Annotated in this window: 14 protein-coding genes; 8 read left to right on the forward strand and 6 right to left on the reverse strand. The window is 32.6% G+C overall.

Annotated features, from left to right (window positions below):
- Positions 1–37 precede the first annotated feature (37 nt).
- The 3 genes from DFQ06_RS00830 to DFQ06_RS00840 form a co-directional block, all read right to left on the reverse strand.
- A complete protein-coding gene (locus DFQ06_RS00830) occupies positions 38–1756 on the reverse strand; it encodes a sodium:solute symporter family protein (RefSeq protein WP_174564439.1) in 1719 nt (572 codons plus the stop codon).
- A complete protein-coding gene (locus tag DFQ06_RS00835; RefSeq protein ID WP_042506933.1) occupies positions 1746–2003 on the reverse strand; it encodes a DUF4212 domain-containing protein in 258 nt (85 codons plus the stop codon). Before DFQ06_RS00835 ends, DFQ06_RS00830 begins: the two co-directional genes overlap by 11 nt.
- Before the next feature lie 185 nt (positions 2004–2188).
- Positions 2189–3550, reverse strand: coding sequence for an alanine/glycine:cation symporter family protein (locus DFQ06_RS00840; protein WP_074940581.1), 1362 nt, complete (start codon positions 3548–3550; stop codon positions 2189–2191).
- Positions 3551–3640: 90 nt separating this feature from the next.
- Between DFQ06_RS00840 and DFQ06_RS00845 the strand changes: the two genes are divergently transcribed.
- The 4 genes from DFQ06_RS00845 to DFQ06_RS00860 all read left to right on the forward strand — a co-directional run bounded on the left by DFQ06_RS00845 (position 3641) and on the right by DFQ06_RS00860 (position 6703).
- Positions 3641–4729 carry a heparan-alpha-glucosaminide N-acetyltransferase domain-containing protein gene (locus DFQ06_RS00845; RefSeq protein WP_074940579.1) on the forward strand — a complete coding sequence of 363 codons (1089 nt, stop codon included), beginning with the start codon at positions 3641–3643 and terminating at the stop codon, positions 4727–4729.
- Between the two features lie 2 nt (positions 4730–4731).
- Complete coding sequence (locus DFQ06_RS00850; RefSeq protein WP_042501530.1) at positions 4732–5106, forward strand: RNA methyltransferase; 375 nt, start codon at positions 4732–4734, stop codon at positions 5104–5106.
- 143 nt (positions 5107–5249) lie between these two features.
- Positions 5250–6035 carry a carbonic anhydrase gene (locus tag DFQ06_RS00855; protein ID WP_133965498.1) on the forward strand — a complete coding sequence of 262 codons (786 nt, stop codon included), beginning with the start codon at positions 5250–5252 and terminating at the stop codon, positions 6033–6035.
- A 20-nt stretch (positions 6036–6055) separates the two neighbouring features.
- Positions 6056–6703, forward strand: coding sequence for an HAD family hydrolase (locus DFQ06_RS00860; RefSeq protein ID WP_042506936.1), 648 nt, complete (start codon positions 6056–6058; stop codon positions 6701–6703).
- Between the two features lie 82 nt (positions 6704–6785).
- Here the strand turns inward: DFQ06_RS00860 and DFQ06_RS00865 are convergent, their stop codons facing one another.
- The 3 genes from DFQ06_RS00865 to DFQ06_RS00875 form a co-directional block, all read right to left on the reverse strand.
- Entirely contained in the window at positions 6786–7730 is a 945-nt protein-coding gene (locus tag DFQ06_RS00865) for a phosphoribosylaminoimidazolesuccinocarboxamide synthase (RefSeq protein ID WP_042501526.1), read from the reverse strand.
- Between the two features lie 121 nt (positions 7731–7851).
- Positions 7852–8361, reverse strand: a complete 510-nt coding sequence (locus tag DFQ06_RS00870; RefSeq protein ID WP_042501523.1) for a hypothetical protein — start codon at positions 8359–8361, stop codon at positions 7852–7854.
- 204 nt (positions 8362–8565) lie between these two features.
- On the reverse strand, positions 8566–9519 hold the full coding sequence (locus DFQ06_RS00875) for a PhoH family protein (protein WP_042506941.1): 954 nt from the start codon (positions 9517–9519) through the stop codon (positions 8566–8568).
- A 169-nt stretch (positions 9520–9688) separates the two neighbouring features.
- Between DFQ06_RS00875 and DFQ06_RS00880 the strand changes: the two genes are divergently transcribed.
- From DFQ06_RS00880 to dnaN, 4 genes are all read left to right on the forward strand, one after another.
- The gene (locus DFQ06_RS00880; RefSeq protein WP_042506943.1) at positions 9689–10567 is read left to right on the forward strand and encodes an SAM hydrolase/SAM-dependent halogenase family protein; all 879 of its coding nucleotides are present in this window, start codon (positions 9689–9691) and stop codon (positions 10565–10567) included.
- A 54-nt stretch (positions 10568–10621) separates the two neighbouring features.
- Complete coding sequence (locus DFQ06_RS00885) at positions 10622–10918, forward strand: putative quinol monooxygenase (RefSeq protein ID WP_133965500.1); 297 nt, start codon at positions 10622–10624, stop codon at positions 10916–10918.
- Positions 10919–10973: 55 nt separating this feature from the next.
- Entirely contained in the window at positions 10974–13358 is a 2385-nt protein-coding gene (gldG, locus tag DFQ06_RS00890; protein WP_133965502.1) for a gliding motility-associated ABC transporter substrate-binding protein GldG, read from the forward strand.
- A gap of 174 nt (positions 13359–13532) precedes the next feature.
- On the forward strand, positions 13533–14651 hold the full coding sequence (gene dnaN / locus DFQ06_RS00895) for a DNA polymerase III subunit beta (RefSeq protein ID WP_042501518.1): 1119 nt from the start codon (positions 13533–13535) through the stop codon (positions 14649–14651).
- The last annotated feature ends 560 nt before the right edge of the window (positions 14652–15211 follow it).

A 15211-nucleotide genomic window follows, 5' to 3' on the forward strand; every position in this document is an offset into this window, starting at 1 on the left:
TTACGCTTACTCTTGTAGTAAGGCAAACAATTATATTTTAATGTGTCGCATCTCCCGCCCCACTTGGTATTCTAATATTTTCAACTATTTCCTGAACATATTCTGGTGGCTCTGGGGTAAACTTCATAATAACTACAGAAACTACAAAATTGATTACCATGGCTACCGTACCAAATCCTTCTGGTGAAATATCAAACCACCAATCGGCTTTTGTACCACCACCAAACCAACCAAATTTAAACTTGGTCATGTAAAACAACATCGAAAAAATACCGACAACCATACCTGCAATGGCGCCTTCTTTATTCATTTTTTTATAGAAAATACCCAAAATAATAGCAGGAAAAAATGAAGCTGCCGCTAAACCGAAAGCTAACGCAACCGTTGCCGCCACAAAACCTGGCGGATTAATACCGAAATAACCAGCTACACAAACAGCGACTACTGCTGCAAGGCGTGCTGCAATTAATTCTCCTTTTTCGCTAATATCTGGCTTAATCATTTTTTTAATTAAATCGTGAGATACTGATGCTGATATTACTAATAATAAACCTGCTGCTGTAGATAAGGCTGCTGCCAATGCACCTGCTGCAACTAAAGCAATTACCCAGTCTGGTAATTTTGCTATTTCCGGATTTGCCAAAACCATAATATCGTTATCGACAATAAGTTCGTTTTTACTTTCATCTGCGACGTATTGAATAATACCGTCGTTATTTTTATCATTAAAAACAATTAAACCTGTGGTTTCCCATTTTGTAAACCATTCTGGCATATTTGCATATGGTTGGTTCGATACGGTTTCTATCATGTTTGTACGCGCAAAAACCGATACTGCTGGTGCTGCTGTGTATAAAATTACAATTAACAATAATGCTAAACCAGCCGATTTCCTTGCATCTTTTACTCTTTTCACTGTAAAGAATCTAACAATCACGTGAGGTAATCCTGCTGTACCAACCATTAAAGCCAGTGTTATAGCAAACACATCAATCATAGATTTCGATCCTTCTGTGTATTCAGCAAAACCTAAATCAGTGCTTAAACCATCAAGTTTATCTAATAGGTAAGTTCCCGAACCATCGGCTAACTGGCTACCAAAACCTAATTGCGGAATAGGATTCCCCGTCATTTGAATCGATATAAATATTGCCGGAACCATAAAAGCAAAAATAAGTACACAATATTGAGCGACTTGCGTATATGTAATACCTTTCATTCCTCCTAAAACGGCATAGAATAAAACGATTATCATTCCAATAATAACACCTGTATTGATATCTACCTCTAAAAAACGCGAAAAAACTAAGCCCACGCCTCTCATTTGACCTGCAACATAAGTAAAAGATACAATTAGTGCACAAAAGACACCAACAGAACGTGCGGTGTTAGAATAGTAACGATCACCAATAAAATCTGGAACCGTAAATTTACCGAACTTACGCAAGTAAGGTGCTAACAATAGAGCTAACAACACGTATCCGCCTGTCCATCCCATTAAATATACAGCCCCATCATAACCTGCAAAAGAAATAATACCTGCCATGGAAATAAACGAGGCAGCACTCATCCAATCGGCTGCTGTTGCCATACCATTTGCTAAAGGTGAAACACCACCTCCGGCAACGTAAAACTCTTTAGTAGAACCAGCTCTAGCCCAAATGGATATACCAATATAAATAGTAAATGTAATACCTACTAAAATGTATGTCCAATTTTGAACGCCTAAACCCGCGAGAAAACCGCTATACATCATACCCGTATTTTTTATCTAACTTATTCATTAAACGAACGTAAACGAATATTAGCACAACAAATACATACATAGAACCCTGTTGAGCAAACCAAAAACCGAGTTTAAAACCGCCAAGTCTAACGGTGTTTAACGCATCTTTAAAAATAATTCCTGCGCCGAAAGAAACTATAAACCATATAAATAATAGCAGAAGCACATATTTAATGTTTTCTTTCCAATAGGCTTTCGCCCGGTCTTTGTCTGTCATGGTGTAATTTAGTTAGTTGGTAAAGTGAGCAGGTAACATTCACGTTTAGAAGTTAAATGCTACCAGTTGGTAACGCTAAATCTACACATAAAATTAATATAAAACACGTGACTCTTTCAAAAACAATTAATTAGCTTTTTTTTAGTTACACATTTCGCTGTTTTTAAAAAAAATGAATACTATTTCTAAGCTTCTAATCTCTTAAAATAGGCCTTTGCCTCCTTTAAAACTTTAGGAGCAAGAATAATGGTACTTAACATCGTTGGTATTGCCATAAGTGCAAATACTCCATCAATTAAATTAAGCATTACGCTAAAAGGTGTGGTTACCGCTAATACAATACTTAAAATGTAGATATAGTTGTAATAGTGTTTTTTATCAGCACCTATTAAAAAAGATAAACATTTTGAACCGTAATAAGAATAGGAGAATAACGAAGAAATACTAAACACAGCCACACAAACCATTAATAAATACTTACCATAAATTGGCATAGATTCGCTAAATGCAGAAGCTGTTAAACTCACTCCATTATCTTCCGTAGTTTGCCAAACACCTGTAACTAAAATAGCTAATGCTGTAAGTGTACAGACCACCAATGTATCGATTGCTGGCCCTAGCATAGCCACTAACCCTTCTCGAATTGGCTCTGCCGTTTTTGTAGCACCATGTGCCATGGGAGCCGTACCAATTCCGGCTTCGTTAGAAAATGCACCTCGACGAATACCTAACAAAATTAAGGCTCCAACAACACCTCCCAAAAAGGGTTCACCTTTAAAATTATTCGCCGCAAAGGCATCACTAAAAATCATCATAAAATATTTTGGAACAACTTGGTAATTCGAAATTAGAACAAAAAGCACTAAAGCAAAGTATAAAAGCACCATAGCTGGAACTAATTTTGATGCTGCATTACTAATTCGTTTTAAACCTCCAAGGATAATAACGGAAGTTAAACTCACTAAAATTAATGACAAAATAAGGTTTGATTTTAACCCAACCTCAATACCATTTGGTTTTAAAAGAATATCGTTTACAGCCTGCGTTAATTGGTTTACGTTTACCACAGGCAAAGCCCCAATTAAACCAAACACACTAAACATGATAGCTAACGGTTTCCAAGATTTACCTAAACCTTCGGTGATAAAATACATCGGGCCTCCTTGTAAATCGCCATTACTATCTTTACCTCGAAACATAACGGCTAATGATGATGTAAAGAATTTTGTAGACATACCAACAATGGCGCTTACCCACATCCAAAACATAGCACCTGGTCCGCCTAGTGAAATAGCTGCGGCTACACCAGCAATATTTCCCATGCCAATGGTAGAGGATAATGCTGTGGTTAAGGCTTTAAAATGTGATATTTCTCCAGGATCATCAGGATTATCATACTTCCCTCTTAATACCTGAATAGCATGACCAATATACCTAAATGGTAAAAACCTTGAGAGTATTAATAAATAAAAACCGCCACCTATTAATAACAAAACCAAAGGTAAACCCCAGGCGTAATCTGAAAATATTTTTATAATTTGTTCCATGCTTTCAAGTTGATTTTATAAATATATCAATTTACAAACACGACCTTTACATTTTTTAAAAGTATATTTATATTTCAAAACTCATTTTTATTGCAAACCAACCGAATATATTTTATTGATGCCGTTCGAGCATTTGCCATTTTAATGATGCTCCAAGGGCATTTTATTGATAATTTACTCGCTCGAGCATACAGAAGCGACACAAATACTATTTATAATATTTGGGTTTATTTCCGTGGCTTTACTGCACCTACATTCTTTACAATTTCCGGGCTTGTTTTTTCGTATTTACTATTACGTGCTCATGCTAAAGGAAACGATAAACCTAGAATTAAAAAAGGATTATTTCGCGGTTTGTTATTACTTTTTATTGGCTATAGTTTACGCTTAGATATTTTTAACTGGCTCTCCGGAAATTTCAACAATCGCTTTTTTATAGTTGATGTGTTGCAATGTATCGGGCTTGCCTTAATCACTTTAGCGGGACTACATTTAATTTTTAAAAAATACAATTACCTATTCTCGTTCGTACTTTTTACGCTAGGTTGTTTATGTTTTATCTCAGAACCATTATATCGATCAATAGATTTACCTAATACACCACTCGTTTTAGCCAATTACATTACAACAAAAAACGGTTCAGTTTTCACTATTTTACCATGGATAGGCTACTCCTTTTTTGGAGCTTTTTTGTCTACTGTGTTTTTTAGACATCTACATCGTAAACATTTTGAATTAATAGCGATTATAACTTTTTTCGCTACTGGGTTCTTCCTTATATTTCAATCGTCACCAATGCTAATTAGACTATATCTCTTAACAGATATTGAGTTACTAAAACAAAGTGCCTATTATAATTATCTTTTTACTAGACTTGGCGACACCTTAATTTTATTTGGTGTTTTTTACTGTTTAGAGCGTTTTTTAAGACAATCTATAATTACTAGAATAGGCGAAAAAACACTATCCATCTATGTTATTCATTTTATAATTCTTTACGGAAGTTTTACAGGCTTGGGTTTAAATAGGTTTTTCAGAAAATCTTTAGACCCTACGCAAGCTGTACTAGGTGCAATTGTTTTTATAATGGTGGTTTGTTTTATTGCCTTCTATTATGCTAAAACAAACGCCTTCATTTATAATTTAATTAGAAAACTTTCAGGAAAATTTAAAAACTAATTATGGCTTACGATGCTTATTTAGCCGATAGAATACGGCGCGTTCTAAATGATAAACAAATCTATTTTTCTGAATTAAAAATGATGGGTGGTCTCTGTTTTAAAGTTGATAACAAAATGCTTTGCGCAATTTTTATCAATAAAAACTATGGAGATAGTTTGATTATGGCACGAATTGGTGAAAGTGTTTATTTAGATGAGCTTAAAAAACCAGAATGCTTATCTATGGATTTTACAGGACGCGCTATGAAAGGTTATATTTATGTAACTCCTGAAGGTTTTGATACCGAAGACGATTTAGAATATTGGATACAATTATGCCTTAACTATAATCCTTTGGCAAAAGCTAGTAAGCCAAAAAAGAAAAAACCGCTTTAGTATATTCAGAAATCTAACATTGCACTATAAACCAAATTATTCATCTAAGATATACTTACAAGCTTTAATCATAAAAACACATGATAAATGTAAGGTTTTATATAAAAATACATATCTAATTTTGCAAGGTAAAACTTAGCAAAATGATAAAAAAAACCTCTTTACCTCTGTTTGCCTTATTAGCATGTTTTATATCCTGCAAAGATTATAATAAAACAGACCTCTCGAATGAAATAGCAAAAGTCTCTCATTGGAGCTATGCTGGCGAAACTTCGCCAGAACATTGGATTGAGATTGAAAAAAATTCCGATTGTAATGGCAAACACCAATCGCCTATAAATATTATTAATAAAGATGCAGACTCATCGGCTACAAAAGGCGATTTAAAAATACTTTATACGCCGTCTACACATATCAGTAAAGTAATAAACAACGGACATTCCGTTCAGTTCGATTTTGAGAATGGTGATTCTATAAATTACAAGAATGAAAATTTCTATTTAAAGCAAATTCATTTTCATGAACCATCGGAACATAAAATAAATGGAATAATCTATCCCATAGAAATGCATTTGGTACATATTAGCAAATCAAACCGAATTGCCGTTTTAGGTATTATGGGAGAAGAAGGAAATGACAGTCAATTATTCGAATTTTTCGAAAGTTTTTTACCTATTAGTAATGGAGAAACAAAAGCTATTCATCAAAAAATAGATTTATCTAGTCTGTTTTTAGAAGATAAAAACTACTATTCATATGGCGGATCTTTAACTACGCCACCATGTAGCGAAGGTGTAAACTGGTTCGTTTTTAAACAACCTTTTATACTATCGGAAAAAGAAGTTTTAAAACTAAGAAATAATATGCCCATTAACAATTATAGAAATGAGCAACCCCTAAACGATCGTAAAGTTAAATTGAATTATTAACCTTATTTATTTAAAATTAAATGATCTATAAAGCAGTAATATTTGATTTGGATGGCACATTAGTTAATTCTATAGAAGATATAGCCGATGCTATGAATACTGTTCTTAAAAGCTACAATTACCCCACACACAGCTACGAAAACTATAAGAATTTAGTTGGTAGCGGTATAAAGAATTTAGTCGTTAATGCTTTACCCGAATATCATCGAAGTGAATTAGAGATAAACACGTGTTTTGAAGCTATGATGAAGGTATATAGCCTACGCTGTACTAATAAAACCAAGCCCTATAAGAATATCATTGAACTTTTAAATCGTTTAAAATCGAAACAATTAAAATTAGGAATTTTATCTAACAAAGCAGACGTACTTACCAAAAAAGTAGTGTCCACATTATTTATAGACTATTTTGAAATTGTTTTAGGATTAAAAATTGAAGCTGATAAAAAGCCGAATCCTAATGTAGCATTGGAGATATGTATGTTATTAGATGCATTACCTAAAGAAACTATTTTTGTTGGAGATACTAATATTGATATGCAAACTGCAAACAACGCAAACATGCTAGCAGTTGGTGTAGCTTGGGGATTTAGAGACAAAAAAGAATTAATCGATAATGGAGCGGAACATATATTAAATACTCCAATGGATTTAGTTGCGTTGTTATAATTTACTCTAAAACTTAAAGTGAAATTATTGATAAAAAAAAGGCCTTAGAATATAAGACCTTTTTTATTAAATATATTTTACACTACTTCAAATAAGCCAAAACATTAGCTTCTATACGTTTTTCAATATTAGATACATCAGCTTTTACAAAGGTTTCTCCTGTAATATTTTCATAAAGCTCAATATAACGATCAGATACCGATTGGATATATTCATCACTCATAATAGGAACCGTTTGTCCTTCTAAACCTTGAAAATCGTTAGCTATTAACCATTGACGTACAAACTCTTTAGAAAGTTGCTTTTGAGCCTCTCCTTTTTCTTGACGTTCTTGGTAACCATCGGCATAAAAATAACGTGAAGAATCTGGTGTATGAATTTCATCTATTAAGACGATTTTTCCATCTTTAGTTTTTCCGAATTCATATTTTGTATCTACTAAAATTAATCCGCGAGAAGCAGCTATTTCTGTTCCTCTTTGAAATAATTTACGCGTATAATCTTCTAAAACCACATAATCCTCTTCAGAAACAATACCCCGCTTTAAAATATCATCACGAGAAATATCTTCATCATGATCACCCATTTCAGCTTTTGTTGCTGGCGTAATTATTGGGTTTGGAAACTTATCATTTTCCTTCATCCCTTCTGGCATGGCAACGCCACAAAGTATGCGTTTACCTACTTTATACTCACGTGCTGCATGACCAGACATATAACCACGAATTACCATTTCTACTTTAAAAGGCTCGCATAAATGCCCTACTGCTACATTTGGATCCGGTGTTGCGGTTAACCAATTAGGGACAATATCCTTAGTGGCATCCATCATTTTTGTAGCAATTTGGTTTAATATTTGTCCCTTGTAAGGAATGCCTTTTGGCATAACAACATCAAAGGCAGATAAACGATCGGTAGCTACCATCACTAACTCGTTATCATTAATATTATATACGGCTCTTACTTTTCCTTTATAAAGACTTTTTTGTCCAGGAAAATTGAAATTAGTATCAGTAATTGTGTTCATTAGAAGTAGAATGTTGTTTGTTTTGCAAATGTAATTTGTTTACTATCGCCAAACAAATCTAAATAAAAAAAGGAGAAATATACATTTCTCCTTTTAAGTATTATTAAATAACTATGTTGAATTATTTAAATCTAATATTATAGGTAACGCCTACGCCTACATTTTGTACATCCACATCATATTCTGCAAACGTATTTTGATAATAAGCATAGAAATTCCAATCTTTATTGTGATAACCAATTTGCGGATTAACATATAGTCCTCCATCATTATTTTCCACATTCGTTAAAAAACCGTACCCAACATCTGTTCCTAAAAACAAACCATTTGGTGTAAAATAATAACGGAAGAAACCTGCTGCAGGAATTACTCCAAAATCATCAATATTATCTTTTCCAAAAAAGTGATTATAACCTGATGCTACTCCAATTGCAATATTAGGATTAATTAAATATTGCCCTCTTAAATCTAAACCTAAAGAATAAGAAGATACATCGCTTGCATCACCTACTGGTATTCCTGTTATTATTCCGGCCTTTAACCAAGAATTATCCGATGTTATTTCTACATCTTCCTGTGCAAAAACTGAGTTGAAACCTAATAACACTGCTACTAAAAGTATTTTTTTCATAATATATTTCGTTTATAATTATATGCAAATTTCCAAAACTTATACTCAAAAAAGTTACAGGATTTTAGGTAATATTTATAGAATTATAGGATGTATTTCTGTTAGAAACACTAAGTCAATATGTTATAATTAAAAAGGGCTGAAATAACAAAAGCCAGTTAAAAACTGGCTTTTTCTTTATGTATTAAATAACTGGTATAGATATTAATCTATATTCTCAATACTTTTATAAGCTTCAATTACTTTTTTAACGAGCTTGTGGCGTACAACATCCTTATCATCTAGAAAAATCATACCAACACCTTCTACGTTTTTCAAAATTAAAAGTGCTTCTTTCAGTCCAGAAATAGTTCGTCTAGGTAAATCTATTTGTCCTGGATCTCCAGTTAATAGAAACTTAGCGTGTTTCCCCATACGAGTTAAAAACATTTTCATTTGGGCGTGTGTTGTATTCTGCCCTTCATCTAAAATAACAAAAGCATTATCTAAAGTTCTACCACGCATAAAAGCTAATGGCGCAATTTGTATAGTACCATTCTCAATATACTGTGCTAGTTTTTCAGCAGGAATCATATCACGAAGTGCATCGTAGAGTGGTTGCATATACGGATCTAACTTTTCCTTTAAATCGCCTGGCAGAAAACCTAAATTCTCGCCAGCTTCTACAGCAGGCCTTGTTAAAATTATACGTTTTACCTCTCTATTCTTTAGAGCTTGTACCGCCAATGCTACACCAGTATATGTTTTTCCTGTTCCGGCTGGGCCGATGGCAAAAACCATATCGTTTTTATGCATAAGCTCTACCAATTTGCGTTGGTTGGCAGTTTGGGCTTTAATAAGTTTACCGCCTACACCGTGCACGATAACTTCGCCTCCTTTAGCAGATGCAATATAATCGTCGCTACTTTGGCTTGTTAAAACACGTTCAATAACGTTTTCGTCTAACTTATTATACTTTGTAAAATGCTTGATGAGCATGGTCATCCGACGATTAAATTCGTCTAACATTTCCTCTTCTCCGAAAGCTTTAATTTGATTGCCCCGGGCTACAATTTTTAATTTAGGAAAGTACTTTTTTAAAAGTTCAATATTTACATTTTGTGCGCCAAAAAACTCTTTAGGCGTAATTTCTTCTAATTCAATGATGATTTCATTCAAAGGCGTTGTTTTAATTTTAACTAAATTAGATATTAAAACCTCTCAATTTTCATTTAAAATATAAAAACGAAAACAAAAATTTATGTAGGTTTGTATCTCGTAAGTGTTCATCTCAAAAATACATAATTTTAGAGGACAAAACGCTAAAAACATATCAACAATTTCGTTCATGGCTATAATAACATTAACATCAGATTTTGGCTTAAAAGACCACTTTACTGGCGCTACTAAAGGTGCTATTTATAGTGAGTTGCCCGATGTTAATATTGTTGATATCTCGCATAATGTATCGCCATTTAGTATTCCAGAAGCGGCATATATTATCCAAAATGCTTATAGTAGTTTTCCTGAAGGCACGATACACATTATTGGTATTGACTCAGAAATTAACCCCGAAAACAAACATATTGCGGTAAAACTAGATGGGCATTATTTTATTTGTGCCAACAATGGGATTATGAGTATGATTTGCTCGGAAATTGTTCCTGAAAAAATTGTTGAAATTAATATTCACGATAAAATACAAACAAGTTTCCCTGTTTTAGATGTTTTTGTAAAAGTAGCCTGCCATATTGCTCGTGGCGGAACTTTAGATGTGGTTGGAAAAACCATAAATAGCATTAAGCCTATTAAAAATATTGAGCCTTTTGTTAATGATGATAAAACTCAAATTGTTGGTAGTGTAATTTATATTGATAATTATGGAAACGTGGTTACCAATATTAAACGCAGCTTTTTTGAGAGTGTACAAAAAGGACGCGATTTTGAAATTTCGGCAAGAAATTATAAGTTTAAAAAAATTCATCTAAAATATAGCGATATTGTAAACTTCGATATTCCTGCTGAAAAGCGGCAAGACGAAGGGCGGAAGTTAGTAGTTTTTAACTCTGGTGGTTTTTTAGAAATTTCGGTATTTAAAAGTAACCCATCTACCGTGGGTAGTGCATCTACTTTATTAGGTTTAGGCATTATGGATGCTGTAAGTGTTAATTTTAGTGCTTCTTCTGTTATTGCCAAAAGTCAAATTGCACTAGATGGTCGTATTTAAAAAATAAAGCATCTCAATACAATCCTTTTGGAGGAATAACCAAAACAGTAAAATATGTTAGTTAGAATTGTTAAAATGGTTTTTTACAGACAGAATGTCGACGTTTTTTTAGAAAGTTTTGAAAATAATAAAACTAGAATCAGAGCTTCTAACGGTTGTACTTTTTTAGAATTGTATCGTGATAAAAACGATCCGAATATACTTTTTACCTACAGCTACTGGGATAGTGACGCCCAATTGCAAGAATACAGACAATCTAAAGAGTTTAAAGCACTTTGGAAAACCTTAAAGCCGCTTTTTAGTTCTAGACCAGAGGCTTGGAGTCTAGATAGATTGGAAACTTTAGATTAATAGTAAAATAATAATAAAGCAATAATTTATAATTGCGATTACATTTGTAAAACATATGCTCGCCATACTCAAAAAAGAAATAAACTCATTTTTCGCATCGCCTATTGGTTATTTAGTAATTGGCATTTTTTTATTACTAAACGGACTATTTTTATGGGTCTTTAAAGGTGACTTCAATATCCTAGATTACGGGTTTTCCGACTTATCACCTTTCTTTTTGTTAGCTCCATGGATTTTAATATTTCTAATTCCGGCGGTAACCATGCGAAGTTTTTCCGATGAAAAAAAACAAGGTACTTTAGAACTTCTATTGACAAAACCAACATCACTCACTCGTATTGTTTTAGGTAAATATTTTGGAGCTTTTATTTTAATTTTAATAGCTCTTGCACCAACATTACTATACGTTTACACTATAAACCAGTTAGGGAATCCTGTCGGAAATTTAGATATTGGTAGCACACTTGGCTCGTATTTGGGTTTACTTTTTTTAGCTGCCGCATATACAGCTATTGGCATTTTCACTTCTACAATTACCGATAATCAAATTGTAGCTTTTATAACTTCAGTATTTTTATGTTTCTTGTTTTATATTGGTTTTGAAGGTATTGCCGATTTTGCTTATAGCAATTTTATTGATCAGCTGGGTATGAGCTCGCATTATAAAAGTATTAGTCGTGGCGTTCTAGATACTCGCGATATTTTATATTTTATAAGTATAACGGCCTTTTTTATTTTTATATCCATAAAAGGTATTAAAAATGAAAAACTTCAGAAAAAATCGTGGATACAAATTGCTAGTCTTTTTGTTGTTTTCTTTATCCTGAATAGTGCTGTTAACGGAATACATAAACGTTTCGATTTAACTAAAGATTCACGCTATACCTTAAGTGAGGCTAGTTTAGATATTATTAAAAATGTAGACACTCCCATAATAATTGATGTGTTTCTGGAAAGCGAAAATTTTCCTTCGGAATTTAGACGTTTACAAACTGAAACTAGACAATTGCTCGAAGAATTTGAAGCCGAAAATTCAAATATTATATTCAATTTTTTCAATCCGTTGGAAGATGAAGCAAATCGTGATATTATTATAGAACAGCTTACCCAAAGAGGTTTAACCCCCATGCAAATGAGTGTTCAAGAAAATGGAGCTTCAACACAAGCTATTATTTTTCCTTGGGCATTGGCTAGTTATAACAACCAAACGGTGACAATTCCGTTAATTAAAAACAAAATTGGCACCAACCAACAAGAGTTAGTAAGTAACTCGGTACAGCATTTAGAATACGCTTTCGCGGATGGGTTTAGTAAACTTACCAATCCTAAAAGTAAGAAAATTGCAATTCTAAAAGGTAACGAGCAATTGGAAGATAAGTACATTGCCGATTTTGTAAAAAAATTAGGTGAATATTATTTAATAGCTCCTTTTACTTTGGATAGTGTTGCAAAAAAACCACAAACAACACTAAACGAATTAAATGAGTTCGATTTAATAATTTCAGCTAAACCAACCGAAGCTTTTACAGAAAGTGAAAAACTTGTATTAGATCAATACACCATGCATGGAGGAAAAAGTCTTTGGCTTATCGATGCTGTTTCTATTGAAAAAGATAGTTTATACAATACTTTAGGAGAAAATTTTGCTATTAAAAGAAATTTAAATTTAACCGATTTTTTCTTTAAATATGGTATTCGTATAAACCCGGTAATGGTATCATCTATATACTCTGCCCCAATTACAGTAGCCATAGGTGAAGGTAGCCAATCACAATTTCAAAATTTACGTTGGCCTTATTCTCCATTTGGTAGTTCCAATAGCAACCACCCAATTGTAAATAATTTAGATTTAGTAAAATTCGATTTTGCAAACCAAATTGATACACTAAAAAATGATATAGAAAAAACCATTCTTTTAGAAACAGCCCCAATAACACGATTAGAAGGTACACCAAGAAAAATAAGTTTAGACGTAGTAACTCAAGAACAAAATCCTAAGGAATTTAACTCAGGGAAACAATCTTTAGCCATTCTACTCGAAGGTGAATTCCAATCCGTTTATAGCAATAGAATTAAGCCTTTTAAAGTATTAAATAGCAAAGAAAAAAGCACAGCAACCAAAATAGTTATTATTGCTGATGGTGACGTTATAAAGAACGATGTTATTAAAAACTTACCTCAAGAATTAGGCTTCGATCGATGGACAGGAAAAAATTACAGTAACAAAGAATTTTTATTGAATACAGTAAATTATTTACTCGACGATAACGGACTTATAAACATTAGATCTAAAGAAATTGCAGTAGCATTCTTAAACAGACAAAGAATATCAGCAGAAAAAACACAATGGCAACTTATTAACATTGCGCTACCATTGATTTTGTTGGCTATATTCGGCTTTAGCTTTAATTACTATAGAAAGAAAAAATATAGTGCTTAAATGTTAATAAGTTTGTTTCCAAATATAAGTCTTAAAGAATATATTTGTAAGTAGCATAATTACAATTTTAACTAAGTTAATAGATGAAACATTTATAACTAAACATACTTTTTTCTTGTTTTAGACTTATAAAATAAATGTAACACCTGACCTCTAAAAAATATAATTCAACACATGAAATTTATAGTATCAAGTACTTATTTGTTAAAACAATTACAGGTTTTAGGTGGTGTAATCAATAGTTCGAACACCTTACCTATTTTAGATAATTTTTTATTTGAATTAGACCATAACAAACTTACAGTTTCGGCTAGTGATTTAGAAACCACTATGGCTTCGACATTAGACGTTGAAAGTGACAGCGAAGGCAGTGTTGCCATTCCTGCACGTTTATTATTAGATACTTTAAAAACGTTTCCAGAGCAACCTCTAACTTTTGTGGTAGAAGATAATAACACCGTTGAAATTAGCTCAAACCATGGTAAATATGCTTTAGCTTATGCGGATGGAAATGAATTCCCAAAAGCTGTAGCTTTAGAAGATCCAAGTAAAACAGTTATTGTCGGAGATATTTTAGCAACAGCAATTAGCAAAACAATATTCGCTGCGGGAAATGATGATTTACGTCCAGTAATGAGTGGTGTATTCTTTCAGTTCTCTACAGAAGGCTTAACCTTTGTAGCTACAGATGCTCATAAATTAGTAAAATATACACGTGCTGATGTGCAAGCTAACCAAGTAGCCGAATTCATTATGCCTAAAAAACCTTTAAACTTATTAAAAGGAATTTTAGCCGGTAGTGAAAACGAAGTTACTATAGACTATAACGAAAGTAATGCGAAATTTACTTTTGAAAATTCAGAGTTAATTTGTCGCTTAATAGATGGTAAATATCCAAATTACGAAGCAGTAATTCCTAAAGAGAATCCTAATAAATTAGCTATCGATAGAACTCAATTTTTAAATTCTGTTCGTCGTGTTAGTATTTTCTCTAATAAAACAACACATCAAATTCGTTTAAAAATTGCTGGTGCAGAATTAAATATTTCTGCAGAAGATGTAGATTACAGCAACAAAGCTGAAGAGCGTTTAACTTGCGATTATCAAGGTGATGATATGCAAATTGGTTTTAACTCTCGTTTCTTAACCGAAATGCTTAACAATTTAGGCTCAGACGAAGTTCAACTAGAAATGAGTATGCCAAACAGAGCTGGTATTTTAACTCCTGTTGATGGTTTAGATGAAGGTGAGCATATTACTATGCTTGTTATGCCAGTTATGCTAAACGCATAGTTTACACATTAAAATAATAAATTTTCAACATAAAAAAAGAGGTTATTTGATTTAGTTCAAATAACCTCTTTTTTCGCTTAGTAGATATTTAAATGGTATTAATGTATAGATATATACTGATAATTAAACCTAACTATATAATAAGCCCAGCTTTCAACGCACACAATACAAAATAAGCCATATTTAGGCTTAACTATAACAACTTCACGCAAAATAACATTCTATATTAAATAAATTTAAATACTTTCAGGAGATCTCAAATATTATTTTACCCTATCTACTACTTAAATTTAAATAAAAGAGGAGGCACAATGGAATGTAAACCAAATTCTTTTGATTAAACCAAGCTTCAAAATATCTATTGCACCTCCTCAAATAACAAATTAAATCCTAACGCTTACGCGGAAGTATAACGGAGATTGTTCTCTTAAGCGTTACTCTATTCGTTATTTCAATAAATAATAAACAAAAAAAATCCTCAACAAATAAATGTTGAGGATTAAAAAAGGCAACGACCTACTCTCCCACAAATGCAGTACCATCGGCGCTAATGGGCTTAA

The organism is Algibacter lectus (assembly GCF_004368925.1).
Lineage (GTDB): Bacteria > Bacteroidota > Bacteroidia > Flavobacteriales > Flavobacteriaceae > Algibacter > Algibacter lectus.

Excerpts from the sequence above, each read along its gene's own strand:
- DFQ06_RS00830 (WP_174564439.1), bottom strand. The coding sequence starts at position 1,756 with ATGATGTATAGCGGTTTTCTCGCGGGTTTAGGCGTTCAAAATTGGACA.
- DFQ06_RS00835 (WP_042506933.1), bottom strand. The coding sequence starts at position 2,003 with ATGACAGACAAAGACCGGGCGAAAGCCTATTGGAAAGAAAACATTAAA.
- DFQ06_RS00840 (WP_074940581.1), bottom strand. The coding sequence starts at position 3,550 with ATGGAACAAATTATAAAAATATTTTCAGATTACGCCTGGGGTTTACCT.
- DFQ06_RS00850 (WP_042501530.1), top strand. The coding sequence starts at position 4,732 with ATGGCTTACGATGCTTATTTAGCCGATAGAATACGGCGCGTTCTAAAT.
- DFQ06_RS00855 (WP_133965498.1), top strand. The coding sequence starts at position 5,250 with ATGATAAAAAAAACCTCTTTACCTCTGTTTGCCTTATTAGCATGTTTT.
- DFQ06_RS00860 (WP_042506936.1), top strand. The coding sequence starts at position 6,056 with ATGATCTATAAAGCAGTAATATTTGATTTGGATGGCACATTAGTTAAT.
- DFQ06_RS00865 (WP_042501526.1), bottom strand. The coding sequence starts at position 7,730 with ATGAACACAATTACTGATACTAATTTCAATTTTCCTGGACAAAAAAGT.
- DFQ06_RS00870 (WP_042501523.1), bottom strand. The coding sequence starts at position 8,361 with ATGAAAAAAATACTTTTAGTAGCAGTGTTATTAGGTTTCAACTCAGTT.
- DFQ06_RS00880 (WP_042506943.1), top strand. The coding sequence starts at position 9,689 with ATGGCTATAATAACATTAACATCAGATTTTGGCTTAAAAGACCACTTT.
- DFQ06_RS00885 (WP_133965500.1), top strand. The coding sequence starts at position 10,622 with ATGTTAGTTAGAATTGTTAAAATGGTTTTTTACAGACAGAATGTCGAC.
- gldG (WP_133965502.1), top strand. The coding sequence starts at position 10,974 with ATGCTCGCCATACTCAAAAAAGAAATAAACTCATTTTTCGCATCGCCT.
- dnaN (WP_042501518.1), top strand. The coding sequence starts at position 13,533 with ATGAAATTTATAGTATCAAGTACTTATTTGTTAAAACAATTACAGGTT.